This is a genomic window from Qipengyuania sp. B-5 (assembly GCF_056857815.1).
On record NZ_JBSXNU010000011.1, the window covers coordinates 1 to 13,957 of the forward strand.

The window sequence follows — 13,957 nt, forward strand, 5'->3', positions numbered from 1 at the left end:
CTGGTCGAGCGTTTCTTCGGGAAACTCAAAAACGCCAGAGGCTTGGCCACCAGATACGACAAACGAAGCGATAACTTCCTCGCTGCCATCAAGCTCTTCTGCACACGCCTATGGATCGCCGCTAATGAGTCTACGCCCTAGGGCTTATCGCTACGCTGCAAGCTCGAACGACAAGCCAGATTCGCGAAGCCATTCCACCCATTTCCTCAAGAAAGAGAGGAAGCTGGGTTCGTCGATGGTTAAAACTCGAAGTTCGGTAGGAACTAATCGGTCGCTTCCATACCGTCCGCTTACGAAGGCCAGCTTTTCAGCCCGCTGGCCGTAGGTCTGGTGTCCGTTGGCATCCAAGTAAGCGATACCACCATGAGCCAATGCGTTGCGCATTGAACTCGCCCATTCGGACGCGCACATCGTCGAAGCAGCTTTCTCTGCCTCATTGGTTTCCAAGACTTCGCTCAGAGTGTGCGGAAAATAGCGGGCGAGATTCTGACCCGCCGCGTGAGGCATTCGCGCGAGCCGCCATTTCCCGGTTTCGAAGAATGGGGATTTTCTAAACGGCCTTCCTCCCAGTGCGTCATCTACCGCCGCCGCCAACTCCGGTTCGAGGCTGCGATCATCGATGTAGCCTTCGATAGTCGCGCTTCGATGTCGCTCAATTCGCTCGATCGGCAACACTATGATTGGCGTAGCCATTGCCAGTAGAAAGGTGGTGGTGAGTGGACCTACCCCGTCTTGGCCGGGGAAGAAGGTCTGTTCGACCTGAGGGAGAAGTTGATCGATGAGGTGCAGGCAGCGCTCGGGCAATTCTCGGCTATAATTTGAAGGAATGCCCATACGACCCTTTCATTGACCCCACTTCTCTGGCCCGAGAGGCTTCTCGTTCAATTCGTCGCGGAGCACCCGCCAGCGGGGCATATGACGGTCAAGAAGCGCGATGAACCGATCGCCATGGGTTCGTTCGATCAAGTGAACCATTTCGTGGCAGACCAAATAGTCGAGGCAAGCAAGCGGCTTCTTGGCCATTTCAAGGTTGATCCAGATGCGACCGGCATCTGGATTGCACGATCCCCACTTGGTGCGCATGCGCTTGATCCGTGACTCTGGGCGCGCAACTTTGAGGGCTTTTGACCAGCGATCGGCGAGGAGTTCGAGCCGTTCCCGTAGTTTCTCTCGCTGCCAGCGCTGAAAGGCTCTCTCGCGAAAATCCCGATCGGCCTCAGGTGGGACGGTAAGTTCAATGCGATCGCCTCTGATCCTGACTGTCGCTCCACCCGTCTTTCTAATCAAACGAAGGCGATACCCAGTTCCGAAATGGAAGTGAGTTTCGCCAGAGACATAATTTCGCTCGCTCTGTCGCGCTTGTTGCTCAAACTTGTTTTTCTGCCGCTTGATCCAGCCCATGCGGGTGACGACTGCGAGCCGGATGGCTTCATCGTTTACGCTGGGCGGAGCCGCCACCCTGACGCGCCCGCTCGGGGGATAGACGCCCAAGTGGAGGTTCTTGATGGGCTTACGCACCACCTCGACATCGATCTCCCCGACCACGAGATGCTGGCGCTCAATACTCATGCTGCTTGTGCACCAGATCAAATACTGTGTCGGCAAGTGCCGCGTCTGCAATGTGCCGCTCGATGGCCCGCCGAACTTCGCGCTCCTTGAACATATTGCCACGCCAGTCTGCCTTCTTGGTCTGGCGGATGTCTTCGTCGATCGCGACGGCAAGGCCCTCGTCTTGGCCAAGATTATCGTAGAGCGCCCGCTTCGCTGCGCTATTGATCGAGGCAGGGTAATTGCCGGTCGTTTCCGGCTTCGCTGCTTGCTTCGCTAATTCGACAATCTTCGCGAGGTAATCCGCGTAATCGATAGCGTCAGCCTTCCGCTGCTCGACCAGCGCATCCAGCAGATCGGACATCTGCTCGTAGTATTTCGGATTCACCGGTGACTCATCGATGATGAGCTTGCGAACATTATTCTCGATCGTCTCGGCAGCCGCTTCCTTATTGCCTTTGATGCCCTCGGGCAGCGCCTTTACCGCGTCGGCACCTCGATCGACGATCAGTTCGACTAGCGACATGTCGTCGAATGCCGATACGACCTCACTTTCCTCAGCGCGGATGTAGGTGTCGATGAGGTGTCGCATTGCAGGCTCGTAAGCTTTGAGGTCGATGTAGTCGCCACTCGCCAGCTTCACCTCGCTGCGCACCTTTTCGAAATGCCCCACTTCCTCTTTTAGGGCCGCAGCCGCCTTCTCGTCATAGCCAAGATCACCGAGGTCGTTGGCGATGTCGGCATAAGCGCGAATCAGCGAAGCAGTCAGCCTGTAGAGGGTCAGGCGCTTTGGCTCGTTTTCCTTGAGCGCGTCCTTGTCCGAGGTGTCCTCAGCGCAGAAGAAGTGCAGGTATGCAGGCGTATCCTTCGGCATCGGGACAGGCTCACAGAGCGCACGGATTGCTTCAAGCACTTCGGTCAGCCGCTGCTGCGCCTTCTTGAGCCGGTTCTCCAACAGGCCCTCGACATCGGCCTTGTCGTAACCCTCGAATGCCCCGGAGGTGTAATCGGTTATCGCCCCTTCCAGACTGCGGAAAAGGTCTTTGTAGTCGATGATCTGGCCGTATTCCTTGTCGTCGCCGTCTAGCCGGTTCACGCGGCAGATGGCTTGGAACAGGCCGTGATCCTGCATCTTTTTGTCGATGTAGAGATAGGTCGCGGACGGCGCATCAAATCCGGTCAGCAGCTTATCGACCACGATCAGCAGCTTCATCTGCCCCGGTGATTCAATGAACCGCTTCTTGACCTCCTTCTCGAACTCCTCAGGCTCTTTGTCGCCAAGCATTCGGTTATAGATTTCGTATTTCCGCAGCCTCTCGGTTAGCCCCTCGCCATCACCCTCACCTTTCACATCGCCGGGTGCGGGCTTGTAGCTGGTGATGATCGCGCACTTGTCCTTGAGCGATGTCTTCTCGAATAGCTCGTAGAACTTGCACGCCTCGTAAATGCTGCCCGACACCAGCATGGCATTGCCCCGACCGCTGGCGAGGCGATCCTTCAACTCCATGTCCATGAGGATGTCGGCCACGATCTTTTCGAGGCGTGACTGACTCGACAGCACCGCCTTCATCGTGCCCCAGCGCTGCTTAAGCTGCGCTTTTGCGAGATCGTTCAGTCCCTTGGTTTTAGCTTCGAACCACTGGTCGATCTTCTTGGGCGAGGTGATCTCTTGGTCGATGTCCCGCGCTTCGTAGCGCAGGTCGAGCACAACGCCGTCCTCAACCGCCTCGTCGAACCTGTAGGTGTGGATGTATGGTCCGAAGACTTCGAGGCTCGTCTGCTTGTCGTCTTTGAGCAGCGGAGTGCCAGTGAACCCGATGAACATCGCATCGGGCAGGATCGACTTCATGGCCGCATGCAGTTCGCCCGACTGGGTGCGGTGGCACTCGTCTACGAAGACATAGATGTCGCCCTTCGGCTTGAAGCCGGGAGGGAGGGACTGACGCACCTCTTCGACGAAGGCGTCGACATCCGCGTCTTCCTTGCCGCCGAACTTGTGAACCAGAGAGCCAAGCAACCATGGGCCGGTGTCGTTCAGTCGGGCAATCAGGTCCGCACCGCTCTTGGTCCGATGGATGTCCTCGTCCACGCCCTTGAAGACCTTCTCGATCTGCTCATCGAGTTCGGTGCGGTCGGTGATGATGAGCACGCGCGAGTTCTCGACATTCTCGCGTATCCACTTGGCCAGCCACACCATGGTGAGCGACTTGCCCGAGCCCTGCGTGTGCCAGATGATTCCGCCCTGCCGTGTGCGAATGCTTTCCTGCGCGGCGCGGACCCCGAAATACTGGTTATGGCGACAGGTCTTCTTGGTCCCGGCATCGAAAACGATGAAGTCATGGATCACTTCGAGCAGGCGATCCTTGCGGCATAAATGGATGAGTTCGCGATCCAGCGGACTGGCAGGGGCACCCGGAGCCTCCTCTGGCTCCTTCCATTGGAGGTAATATTTCTCGCGCGTCTCGGTGGTGCCGTAGCGCAGCCCCTCGGTATCGTTGCCCGCCATGACGAGTTGCATGGTAGTGAAAAAGGGGCGGATGAACATCGCCTTCTGATTGTCGATGTTCTGGCGGATTCCCTCGGCTACCGAGACGGTCGAGCGCTTGAGTTCGAGCACGCCGACAGCGATGCCATTCACATAAAGAACGATGTCCGGACGCTTGGTGCTGCTCTTCGCGTCAGCCCCTGCGACGGTAACTTCCTCGGCGATAGCGAAGTGATTGGCTTCGGGGTTAGCCCAATCGATCAGCCGGATCGTCTTGTGGTTCTCGCCCACGCCGGGAGAGACTTTAACCCCGTAGCGGAGAAGTTCGTAAACGGAACGATTCACATCGTAGGGGATGCGGGATTGGTCTCCCGCGACGCGCTGCAATTCGGCGATCGCTCGCGTGATAAGATCGGATTCGTAGCGACCGTCGAGCCATTTTCGGAGCAGATCGGGCTCGATGTTGCGATTGTTTTCCCGGTCGCACCAGTTACCGAGATACTCATATTCCAGAGTGTGTCGGAAGAGTTTGACCACTCTGTTTTGCGTAGCGCGCTCGATCTGGCCGACCTTTGACATCAGCTTGTCCAAAGATCGATTGCGGAGACGATGTTGGCGATCTTCACCGAAGCTCGCCGTCTATCATCAGCTACGGCGTGCACGATTGGTCCGTAATTGTTCGGCAGGTTGGCGGCGTCTCCGGGCGCAGCCAGCATGACATCCATCCATTCTCCATTGTCCGAGATGGAAGTAATACTGGTGATTGCGATCATGCGTCCGTCGATGGTGATGAGACCGAACATCCAGTCGTCCATCATCATTCGGCTCGTATACCACGCGGGTAGCACCTCACTGGCCAGCCCCGCATCATTGACCATCGCAATCTTGCGATTGATCTTTTGCCATTCCTTCCACGCGAATATCGCGGAGCCACCCCCGGCCAGACCGCCGACAATTCCGCCAATCTGCACTGCTGTTCCCAACCAATCCATTGTCAAACGAGCCGAATCTTGCCGGTTAGAAGCTGTTGAGAGCCGCCTTCCCTTAATGCGGAGAGCTTCGCGCGCTTCGCTATCAAACTGTCAATCTCCGCATCCATATCTGTCAATGTGCTCGCAATTGAGCGTTGCTCGGAGACAGAAGGGACCAACACTTCGCTCTGAAGAAACGCCTTTTTCGAAATGTTGTATCTTGTTGATCCTTGCGCCAATCCAGAGACTACACTTCGCCCAACCGAACTGCGAAATAAGTATGCCCAAAAATCAGCACAAAAATCTGCATTGCGATTAGGACGAAATCCAAAGCAAAAGCTGTTTAAATAGACAGATTGATCGTCTGGAATGCCGCGCACCGCACTGGCAAGAGCAACCTCCTCAGGAGTTTCTGACGATCCATTGAAAAGCAGGTCTCCATTTCGCACTGCATTTTGTGTTTCGTTCGATCGAATATCAACCTTCTCAAGCCACGATGGATCGAGTCGAGCGTTCTGAACAACATTAGAAAACGGAACGAAACGGGCGTCGCCTGTTGCGAAGTCTTCCTTAGACTTACCTGCAAGCCCACCATATAGTTTGCCGATATGCCTAAGTGCGAACGGACGCCACGGTTCGGAAATGCATTCTGTTCTGGATCGCCTCGTGAAGATATTTTCGGATGCGCCCAGTCGGACATCGCGCTTTTTGGCAATTAAAGCGTCCAATGAGGCGATCAATGCGTCCATGTCGCTGAGGACACGAGCAATTGACTTCTGCTCTTGGACCGACGGCGGCACCACAACGGGGCATTCCACAAAGACCCGATTTAGCAAGTGAGTCTGTTGCACGCCGTCATCGAACGACAGAAAATACTTAGCCCTGTTGAGTTGGTAGCGAAAATACTCAGGATCGCCGGATTTTGCTCTTAAAATGCACACTCGCTGGTTGACGGCATAGCGGTCATCTTCGTCAACAAGGAATGTTTTGGCGAGTGCTTTGCCGTTTGGCAGGTCGCTCATCACCATCAAAATGTCGCCCGTTTTGGCGGGTTGAAAATTATGTGTGGAATGCTTCCGCACTCTCCCGTCGCTCGAAATGAACTTCGAATTGACGACTACGAATTGACCAAGTTCGGAAATGTGCTGCTCGTGCGCCTTCCCACTGAGGAATTGAAGCTCCTCAGGGAGCGGCTTGATTTTCCAATCGCTCGGCAGGTGCCCATCTTCGATCATAGGTTAAAGCCCATCCGCTCAAGATGCTTTGCTACTGTCGCTTCAAGTTCTGCAACGGCAGAGTTCAACTTTGGGAGAGGCACGGCATAACGCTCTGTTAGCGCCTGTATTCTCGCGGTTATCTCTTGAGCCAATCGATTCAGATCAAGCTCAATTTCCGCAGCAATCGCGCCTGACCATTTATCGTGCACGACAATGCGCTTCACATCCTCGTCTGGGAGTTTGGCATACTTTGCCGCTACCAACACATCGAGTTCATCCTGCGCTTCCTTGGCGGCTCGCGCAGCTTCACTCTGTTCGTTGCTCAAGCTCAACCATTGCGTCAGCGCGTCTCGCTCATCGCCTGCATCGCTATCGCTCTTGATTGCCTTGATCCGAGCCTTCACGCTCGCAGCAGTCAACTTGTCGGCATCCGACATCGCCTCGGCAAAAAGACCGTCCTCACCCGAGTGCTCCTCCTCAAGCTCAGCAAGCTGTGGGACAACCTCTTCTGCCTTGGCTTCGAGGGCCTCGATCTCTGCTTTTTCTTTCGCGAAGTATCGGGCGACGATCAACGCAGGCGGAATGATCTCAGCTTTCAGCTTTTTCGCGCTACGGCCACGCCCGAGAACAAGGTCGGGCTCTTCTGTGAACTTGCCATCGGCATCCTTCACCAGTTCGCGCAAGACCTTGGCGACATCCCAGCCTTCCGCCGTGATCTGGTATGCGTCGTCCTGCATCACCTCCGCCCAATAAGACATGATGTGCTGGTAGGCGTCGTATGCGTCGATCAGCGTCGCAGCGCGAAAGCGGGCCAACAGGTCTTCCGACAGGGTATCGATCAGATCGGCAGGGTGGTGGCCTTTGTCGAAACCGCGCATCGTTTCGATATTCGCATCACGCCAAGCAGCGACGATTCCGCGCACTTCGGCAGCGAAAGCCTCGAACTCGGGATGCGCATGGATGGTGGCACGCACCTCGCCGGGTTCGACCTTCGCGGCGAGGTAGCCGGGGCGATCGCCGGGGCCGAACAGGTCGTTGCGCAAACCGGGCATGACCTCCCAGAAATCCTGTAGGGCATCGACATCCCGCTCCGGAATGCCGCCTTTAAGATGCGCCTCGATGTCTTGTAGGTCTTCCGGTTCAGACCCATCGATATAGCGCGGGATGTTGAGGTTGCCCTCGTTCGCGCTGATCTCCGCGACCGGCACCATCCGCGAGTAACCATCGACATCGGTCTGGCGCTGGAAGACATCGACGACCTTGTGCACATCCTGCGACCGAAGGCGGTTCTTGTTGCCGTCCTTCACGAAGCCCTTGGATGCGTCGATCATGAAGATGCCCTTGCGGGACGAGGCATGCTCCTTGTCGAGGACAATCAGACAGGCGGGAATGCCGGTGCCATAGAACAGGTTGGCAGGCAGTCCGATGATGCCCTTGATGTAGCCGCGCTTGAGCAGTTCGCGGCGGATGTCCGCCTCCGCGTTACCCCGGAAAAGCACACCGTGCGGCATGACGACGACTGCCTTTCCCGTCGATTTCATTGATGCCAGCACATGCATCAGGTAGGCATAATCGCCATTCTTCGCCGGGGGAGTGCCATAGGCGAAGCGCCCGAACTCATCGTTCTCGGCATCAAAACCGGTGGACCAAGCCTTGTCCGAGAAGGGCGGATTCGCGACGACGAAATCGAACTGCTTGAGCTTGCCATCCGGTCCCTTGTGATAGGGCTTGCTCAGAGTGTTTTCGCGCCACAACTCGGCGTCGGCACAGTTGTGGATCACCATGTTCATTCGGGCGAGCGCGAAGGTGGCGACATCCTTCTCCTGTCCGTAGATCGACAGTCCGTCCGGGGCGGCATCGTTAGCCTTGAGCAACAGGGAGCCCGATCCGCAGGTTGGATCGTAAATGGTGTGCTGGCGTGTCGCGGCGTTGTTGATTCCAACGACCTTGGCCATGATCCGCGAGACTTCTGCCGGGGTGTAGAATTGCCCCTTCGACTTCCCGCTCTCGGTGGCGAAATGCCGCATCAAATACTCGTATGCATCGCCGAGGATGTCGTCGCCCTCGGCCCGGTTTTTCCGGAAATCGAGTTCGGGTCGGCTGAAAATCTCCATCAGCTTGGACAGCCGATCAATCATGTCCTTGCCATCGCCCAGCTTGCCGGGGTCATTGAACTTCGCGGTATCAATCACGCCCGCAAGGCCGTTCTTCTCGGCCACCTTGGCAATGATCACATCGATCTTTTCGCCGATGTCCTTGGTGCCCTTGAGCTTCACCATATCGGCGAAGTGGCATCCTTCGGGCACTTCGATCTGGGCATTCGGGTCGCTGAGCGCCCGGTCAGACACATATTTCAGGAACAGGAGGGTGAGGATGTAATCCTTGTATTGCGAGGCATCCATGCCGCCCCGCAACGCATCGCAACTCTTCCACAACGAACTATAAATCTGCGATTTTTTGACCGCCACCCTCGAACCCTCGATCCTGAAATGAGACGCGCAAACCGCGCGTTTTGACCAGACTTAAAGAGGCGAGTTCCGCGAGGCAACGACTATGGGTTAATTGAAAAGTCTGCCCTTCCTTGATCGTCGAAATGGTTATCCGAAAATGTCAGGAAACAAGCGGCGTTTAATCTCTGACAGGTCGAGCCGCTCGTTTCTCGGCGCTACTGGCGTCTCGGCGATTGCCAGTTTTCGCCCTCGGAAATGCAGCCAAGTGCGAGGTGCGTGCTCCACTATCGCTGCTCGAATGGCCTCGTCAGCCATGGAGCGATAACGCCGCAGGTCGATAGACATGGCGGAGACATCTACCGCCTTTGCCATCTCGCTGACTTCTTCCAAGGGATGCTTCTTGGTAGTTGCGACAACCAGTAAACGCCGCCCGTCATCTGATCGTAGGTCGCAGAGAGCGATTGACTCGTGGTTCACTTCGCTCGCGGACGCGATCGAGGCCCATCCAATTTTGGACTGGAAAGCCGGGAGCTTCACGGAGTTTGCGGACTCAAAGGTTTCCAACAAGAACGCGCGCAACGCAGCGGCATATGCGGCTTGGCAAATCGCCCCATTTTGGTGCCGGAAATGATGCGCGTAGACCTCACCCTTGGCGGCGATCAGTCCAGAGCCACAGACGCAGCAAAGCCCCTGCCCGCCACCTGATTTCGCATCGTCTATGCTCACCCGCTCGCCATTGGCCGCATATGCCCAAACAGTTACCGGATCGGCGCGTCCATCATCTGCGAACTGACTTTGCGTCGCATAGCCCAGCGAATTGTAGTGTTGGCCCTCACGGCTCGAAGGATCGACTCCTTTCGTCATGATCGCACAATATGGCGAAAGAGACCGTTGACCAAAGAGCGCCATCCGTTGCCACTGGGCAAAAGTGCCTCAGCAAAAGGGTGCATCCAAGCAGATTAGGTCAGGATGGGCGTAGGCGATGTCGTAGCGTGCGCATCCCGGCCAAACATCCAGCGACGCGTCGTCAATCAAACACTCGATTCCAAGCCGATGGCAGACTTCTCCTTTCCAGTAGAGATACCTGTCTCCATCAGAGAGACCGCCGACGAACGCCGCGTAGATTTCTTCGGGCACCCCATGCACTCCGCGAAAATGAAAGGGAAGCAGGCCACATCCTGAATTGGCCAGATCGAACCAGATGCGATCGAACAATCGGCCCGTCCGGAAAGTGACGATGTGATGCGTCTGATTGTGCGGGTTCGCGAGGATGTATTCCCAGAACTGCGCCGAATTTTCGCTCCCCCACAGGGTCATGTCGAAATCCCAGCCCAGCGAGCGATATTGTGTGATGTCGTCCATCACGACGAAATCTCACATTTTGCCGATCCGTAAAGTTTTTCCTTCGAGGGGAGGCCGATGTGTGATCGGGATATGCGTATCGAGCCGAGAGGCGAGCACTGGATTGCGTGGGCAATCTCTATGCATAGATGTGTTCGAAGAGAGACAACTACCCGGCGCGAAGCGACGGGGTTCCGCCATTTATGGCGACATGCACGAGGTCACACGAAGTGGGCAACCTCTATGCATATATCTTATATAAGTGATTCTATATTGGTCATATGCATACAGATTGCCCACTCGGATCAAGTGATTGTGAGCCGTCCCGTCGCCCAGTCATCTCGCTCACCTGAGCCGACGATTCCCCGCGATTGAAGAATGAAGCTTCCACCGAGCGGCTTGCCTTGACTCGTCTGGGTGTCGAATCTCGGAAGCTTGATCGCTCTGTTGATGTCGTTGTCCCGAGAAATGAGGATGGCAGATTCAACCTTGCGGGCCTCAAGCTGCTTGCGGTTGATCAACATGACCTGAAACTCATGGAAGTAGGTGCCCTGACCCTTTCTCTTGTCGGCGAGTAGGCCGATCATCATGTCGTTGGCCTCGGCAGTAGGCGCGATCTCGTCCTCGATCCACTGGGCGTATTCGTTCGAAAGAGAGGTCAGATAGTCCTTCGATCGCGCGACCTTCTTTGCTCTCTCCGGGCTGCGAAGCTGGGTGGCCCCTGTCCAGAATGGATCGCCCAAGCCTCGTGATGTCGGGCCGAAAATCTGGATTTTCACGGTATACTCTAACCTGCTTCGATCAGGCCGGAATCGCTTTGGTTTGCCTGTTGAGGTTTCCTTTGATTGCTTGGTGGCGGTGTAGCCGATCGCGACTTCGATTGCTCGAATGCCAATGGTGGGCATGCGCACTGGGGCTTTGTTGGCCTTTGCAGCTTCGAGCTTGTCGATCCCAATCATGTCGATCAGACGCTGCGCCATCGCGGGATCGCGTTTGCAGGCTTCGGCAACCATGATGAAAGCTGTCGGCAGGTCGAAAGCTTGTGTGGCCTGCGTAGAAATATCGATGTTTGGGCTTGATCCGAGACCCGGTTCGGGGGCTTCGTCGATTCCGAACTGGCGTAGGAAGGAATGGGTGTGATCGTTCATGCATGTTCTCCAATTGAGCGCCGCCGAGGCTTGGGCTCGACGGCGCTCGCGCAGGAACATGCGTTGGACTTTCGCCCTCGCTATTTATCCGGTGAGCGCTCATCGGCCCATGCCCGACGGCGTTGGTATTTATGGTTAGTGCGGGGATCAGGCCGCGCGCAACAGGCGCGCCGGTGGCGACTGCTTTGGAAGAAAACGCAGCAAACCTGCCCAATTTTCATTGCGAGGAATGACGACCGGATCGCTGCGCTCCGGAAGCAAAAGCCCTTCAAGCTCGTCCTGCATGATTGCCACCGGCATATCCTCACGGTGAGCGCGTCCCATACATTGCGCGATGAACTTCAAGGTGCGCGGGCTGATCACGGCAAGCCTGTTCAGGTTCTCGGTGAACCATTCGATCGCGTGCGCCTGCACCGCCAATGGATTTTCCTGAGGAATCGGAGGTCCGCCGTTGGGGTGACGGAGCATCACCTCCATCGTGAGAAAGGTCGTGAGAGCAAGATATACGCTCCACTCCCATAGCGCGATCGGATCGTCAGGAAAGACGACAGGCCACGACCGGTTGAACAAGGCGTCCCGGTCAGGAAGGAGGTCTTTGTCCCAGCCATCGTCGCTCGTCAGGTCCATGTTTGTCGAAACTATGATGGGCACATTGAGATTGACCGGCACTTGCACTTTCTCTTTCTCGATCACGACGATGCGATAGAGAAAATCAGGGGTCAGCGGGTCGGTCGCTTGCTTGAGCACCTCAAACATCGGCTTCGACCGGAAAATGATGTCGGCCTCTTCCATTACGATAGGGCGACGCCCGTCTGCCTCGGCGAAGTGATCGATCAGATCGCGCACATTGGACGGACGCACTCGGATCGGATCGACCCCTTGGCCTCGCCATGCCCGCTCTTGAGCAATGATCTGGTGGGTCTTCCCGATTCCCGGTGGCCCACAGAGATAGACGGCTCGAAGACCGACGCCTCCGGTCGAGCCGAGGTCGCCGAGCTTGAACTCGGCAGCGCGCATGCGTCGGGCGATTGGATTGGTATTCGGCACATCGAGCCACTTCTGTTGTGCTCGCTTAGTTGGTGGTCGCAGTTTCGTCGTCATCTTCGTCATCCCGCGTGTGAGGGTAGCTACCCTGCTTTGGTCAATTGCGCCCCCAGTGGGAGCGAATGGTAGTTTGGCCCGAAGGCCGCATTGATGATGACGCCCCGGTGGGGTGACATCAGGTTGGTTGTGATCCCCCAGTGGGAGATCGAGTGCTCACCCGGTGGGTGAACTTCCACCACGAGAAGTGGCGGCGGGATGGCCATCCGAATCACTCTATAGGGTCACGAGAGGGCAGCGTCAAGACCCTTTGTTTCTTCATGGCCCTCTTGATTATCTGATATAGCTTGTAATTACGAAATATATTGACCGATGTATGAGGTTTGCGTAGTGTGTCAGGACACACAATAGTTAATGGCCCTATATGAAACTCAAAGACCTCCTTTCGCTCACAGGCGCATCGAAGAAGTCGATCTATCGCTGGATGGAATCGCATCCGACAATCGACTGCCCTGACCCCGACAGTTTGCTCGGACATCCATTTCCGCGACCCGTTGACCGGGATGGGCGCGCAATGGTGTGGGATGCCGATGCGGTAAATGCGTGGTGGCGGCAGAATGCCGGAACGATAGGACGGCATCCCGAAGATGCTGCCGTCATTGAGATGGGATTTCGGTCGTTTCGCCGTGCCACTCTAAAAGAGCCCAAGCGCTTCCAGAATGATGATGGGAGTGTCACCATAGAGGATGACATTGCTCTTATCCAAAAACTCGAAGTGCACGGCGATACTGTTCGGCTCTGGTTTCACTCCGTAGGCGATGCGGTGATGTTCAAGGTGAAATACGCTGGCTTTGACCGCGCTGACGAAGTGACGGATGAGCATGGGTAGGAACCTCGACTGGTCGAGACCTCGGCGACGATATGTCCCATGGTATGAGCGCCGCGACGCATTTGAGGAGCGGCCCTGCGAGCGTCGCCCAAGGAATACACCAAAGAATGGCAAGCGGAGGAAGAGGGCAAGGGGAAAGAGGTTCGTGCCTGCGAAGTCCCTCATCAGGTGGGTGGAACAGGAGCCGAAGATTATCCGCCGCCCCTCCGATCCCCGCCCCGACGACGATCTACCGCCATGGTGATGAGCTTAAGGAGGTCATTTCCGCTCGAAAGAATATTTAGAAAATTGCCTGCTTAATAGAAGTGAAATGGAGATAATTTATGGGCCAATACTATCAAGTTCGGGACAAAACTGGAAAATCGATCGAAGCAGTTAATTGCAGTTCAGTTCGTAATGAGGCCCGAAGAATTGAAGAACGAAAGACCGGTTGGATCGAGGAGGAAGACCTCGCTTGGCGTTCTTTTGGCGAAGATGATAGAATCAACGATGAGGCTGTCTTGGAGCCAGAGGCCGCACTCGCGATCGCCGATGAATTTGAAAAGCTTTTTCAAGAGAATGGCGACGGCGGCTACAATGTGCGCGACACTATAGAGTTCCTGCGACGATGGGGAGCCGCCGGTCATCGGATATATAGCGTGTAAGAGGCCTCAGGTATTTGCGACCAACAACTCGCCATGATGCTCGGTCGGCGATCTTTATGCGGAAGCTAATTTCATCGATACCCGTGTGGATCGTGCAGCGAATCGTCGCTCGGTATTGCTTCGCAAGTCCATGCGATGACGGGTGTGGAGGCGTGGAGACTGTGGAGGTGTGGAAGCCTATTTCGAGGAAGGGATTTTCGCTCACGCGATCGATGGGTGATTT

Annotated in this window: 12 protein-coding genes; 2 read left to right on the plus strand and 10 right to left on the minus strand. The window is 56.0% G+C overall.

Translation table 11 applies throughout. The features are described 5' to 3' along the window. Positions 1 to 150 precede the first annotated feature (150 nt). The 10 genes from AC13CE_RS00305 to AC13CE_RS00350 form a co-directional block, all read right to left on the minus strand. Complete coding sequence (locus tag AC13CE_RS00305) at positions 151 to 834, minus strand: heme oxygenase-like domain-containing protein (RefSeq protein WP_482971086.1); 684 nt, start codon at positions 832 to 834, stop codon at positions 151 to 153. A 9-nt stretch (positions 835 to 843) separates the two neighbouring features. Further along, on the minus strand, positions 844 to 1,569 hold the full coding sequence (locus AC13CE_RS00310; protein ID WP_482971087.1) for a M48 family metallopeptidase: 726 nt from the start codon (positions 1,567 to 1,569) through the stop codon (positions 844 to 846). Next, on the minus strand, positions 1,559 to 4,612 hold the full coding sequence (locus tag AC13CE_RS00315) for a type I restriction endonuclease subunit R (protein WP_482971088.1): 3,054 nt from the start codon (positions 4,610 to 4,612) through the stop codon (positions 1,559 to 1,561). The genes AC13CE_RS00310 and AC13CE_RS00315 overlap by 11 nt, the downstream gene beginning before the upstream one ends. Then, positions 4,612 to 5,016 (minus strand): hypothetical protein, encoded by a 405-nt coding sequence (locus AC13CE_RS00320; protein ID WP_482971089.1) that lies wholly within the window; start codon positions 5,014 to 5,016, stop codon positions 4,612 to 4,614. Before AC13CE_RS00320 ends, AC13CE_RS00315 begins: the two co-directional genes overlap by 1 nt. Before the next feature lie 11 nt (positions 5,017 to 5,027). After that, positions 5,028 to 6,239: a restriction endonuclease subunit S gene (locus AC13CE_RS00325; protein ID WP_482971090.1), complete on the minus strand. Its 1,212-nt coding sequence runs from the start codon at positions 6,237 to 6,239 to the stop codon at positions 5,028 to 5,030. Further along, positions 6,236 to 8,689: a type I restriction-modification system subunit M gene (locus AC13CE_RS00330; RefSeq protein WP_482971091.1), complete on the minus strand. Its 2,454-nt coding sequence runs from the start codon at positions 8,687 to 8,689 to the stop codon at positions 6,236 to 6,238. Before AC13CE_RS00330 ends, AC13CE_RS00325 begins: the two co-directional genes overlap by 4 nt. 129 nt (positions 8,690 to 8,818) lie before the next feature. Further along, a complete protein-coding gene (locus AC13CE_RS00335) occupies positions 8,819 to 9,535 on the minus strand; it encodes a hypothetical protein (RefSeq protein ID WP_482971092.1) in 717 nt (238 codons plus the stop codon). A gap of 69 nt (positions 9,536 to 9,604) precedes the next feature. Continuing rightward, complete coding sequence (locus AC13CE_RS00340) at positions 9,605 to 10,033, minus strand: hypothetical protein (RefSeq protein WP_482971093.1); 429 nt, start codon at positions 10,031 to 10,033, stop codon at positions 9,605 to 9,607. Between the two features lie 284 nt (positions 10,034 to 10,317). Further along, the gene (locus AC13CE_RS00345) at positions 10,318 to 11,160 is read right to left on the minus strand and encodes a hypothetical protein (protein ID WP_482971094.1); all 843 of its coding nucleotides are present in this window, start codon (positions 11,158 to 11,160) and stop codon (positions 10,318 to 10,320) included. A gap of 147 nt (positions 11,161 to 11,307) precedes the next feature. After that, positions 11,308 to 12,270 carry a P-loop NTPase family protein gene (locus AC13CE_RS00350; RefSeq protein WP_482971095.1) on the minus strand — a complete coding sequence of 321 codons (963 nt, stop codon included), beginning with the start codon at positions 12,268 to 12,270 and terminating at the stop codon, positions 11,308 to 11,310. A gap of 355 nt (positions 12,271 to 12,625) precedes the next feature. Here AC13CE_RS00350 and AC13CE_RS00355 point away from each other — a divergent pair, with 355 nt between their 5' ends. Both AC13CE_RS00355 and AC13CE_RS00360 read left to right on the plus strand, forming a co-directional pair. After that, positions 12,626 to 13,090: a helix-turn-helix transcriptional regulator gene (locus AC13CE_RS00355; protein WP_482971096.1), complete on the plus strand. Its 465-nt coding sequence runs from the start codon at positions 12,626 to 12,628 to the stop codon at positions 13,088 to 13,090. 323 nt (positions 13,091 to 13,413) lie between these two features. After that, positions 13,414 to 13,734, plus strand: a complete 321-nt coding sequence (locus AC13CE_RS00360) for a hypothetical protein (protein WP_482971097.1) — start codon at positions 13,414 to 13,416, stop codon at positions 13,732 to 13,734. Positions 13,735 to 13,957 lie beyond the last annotated feature (223 nt).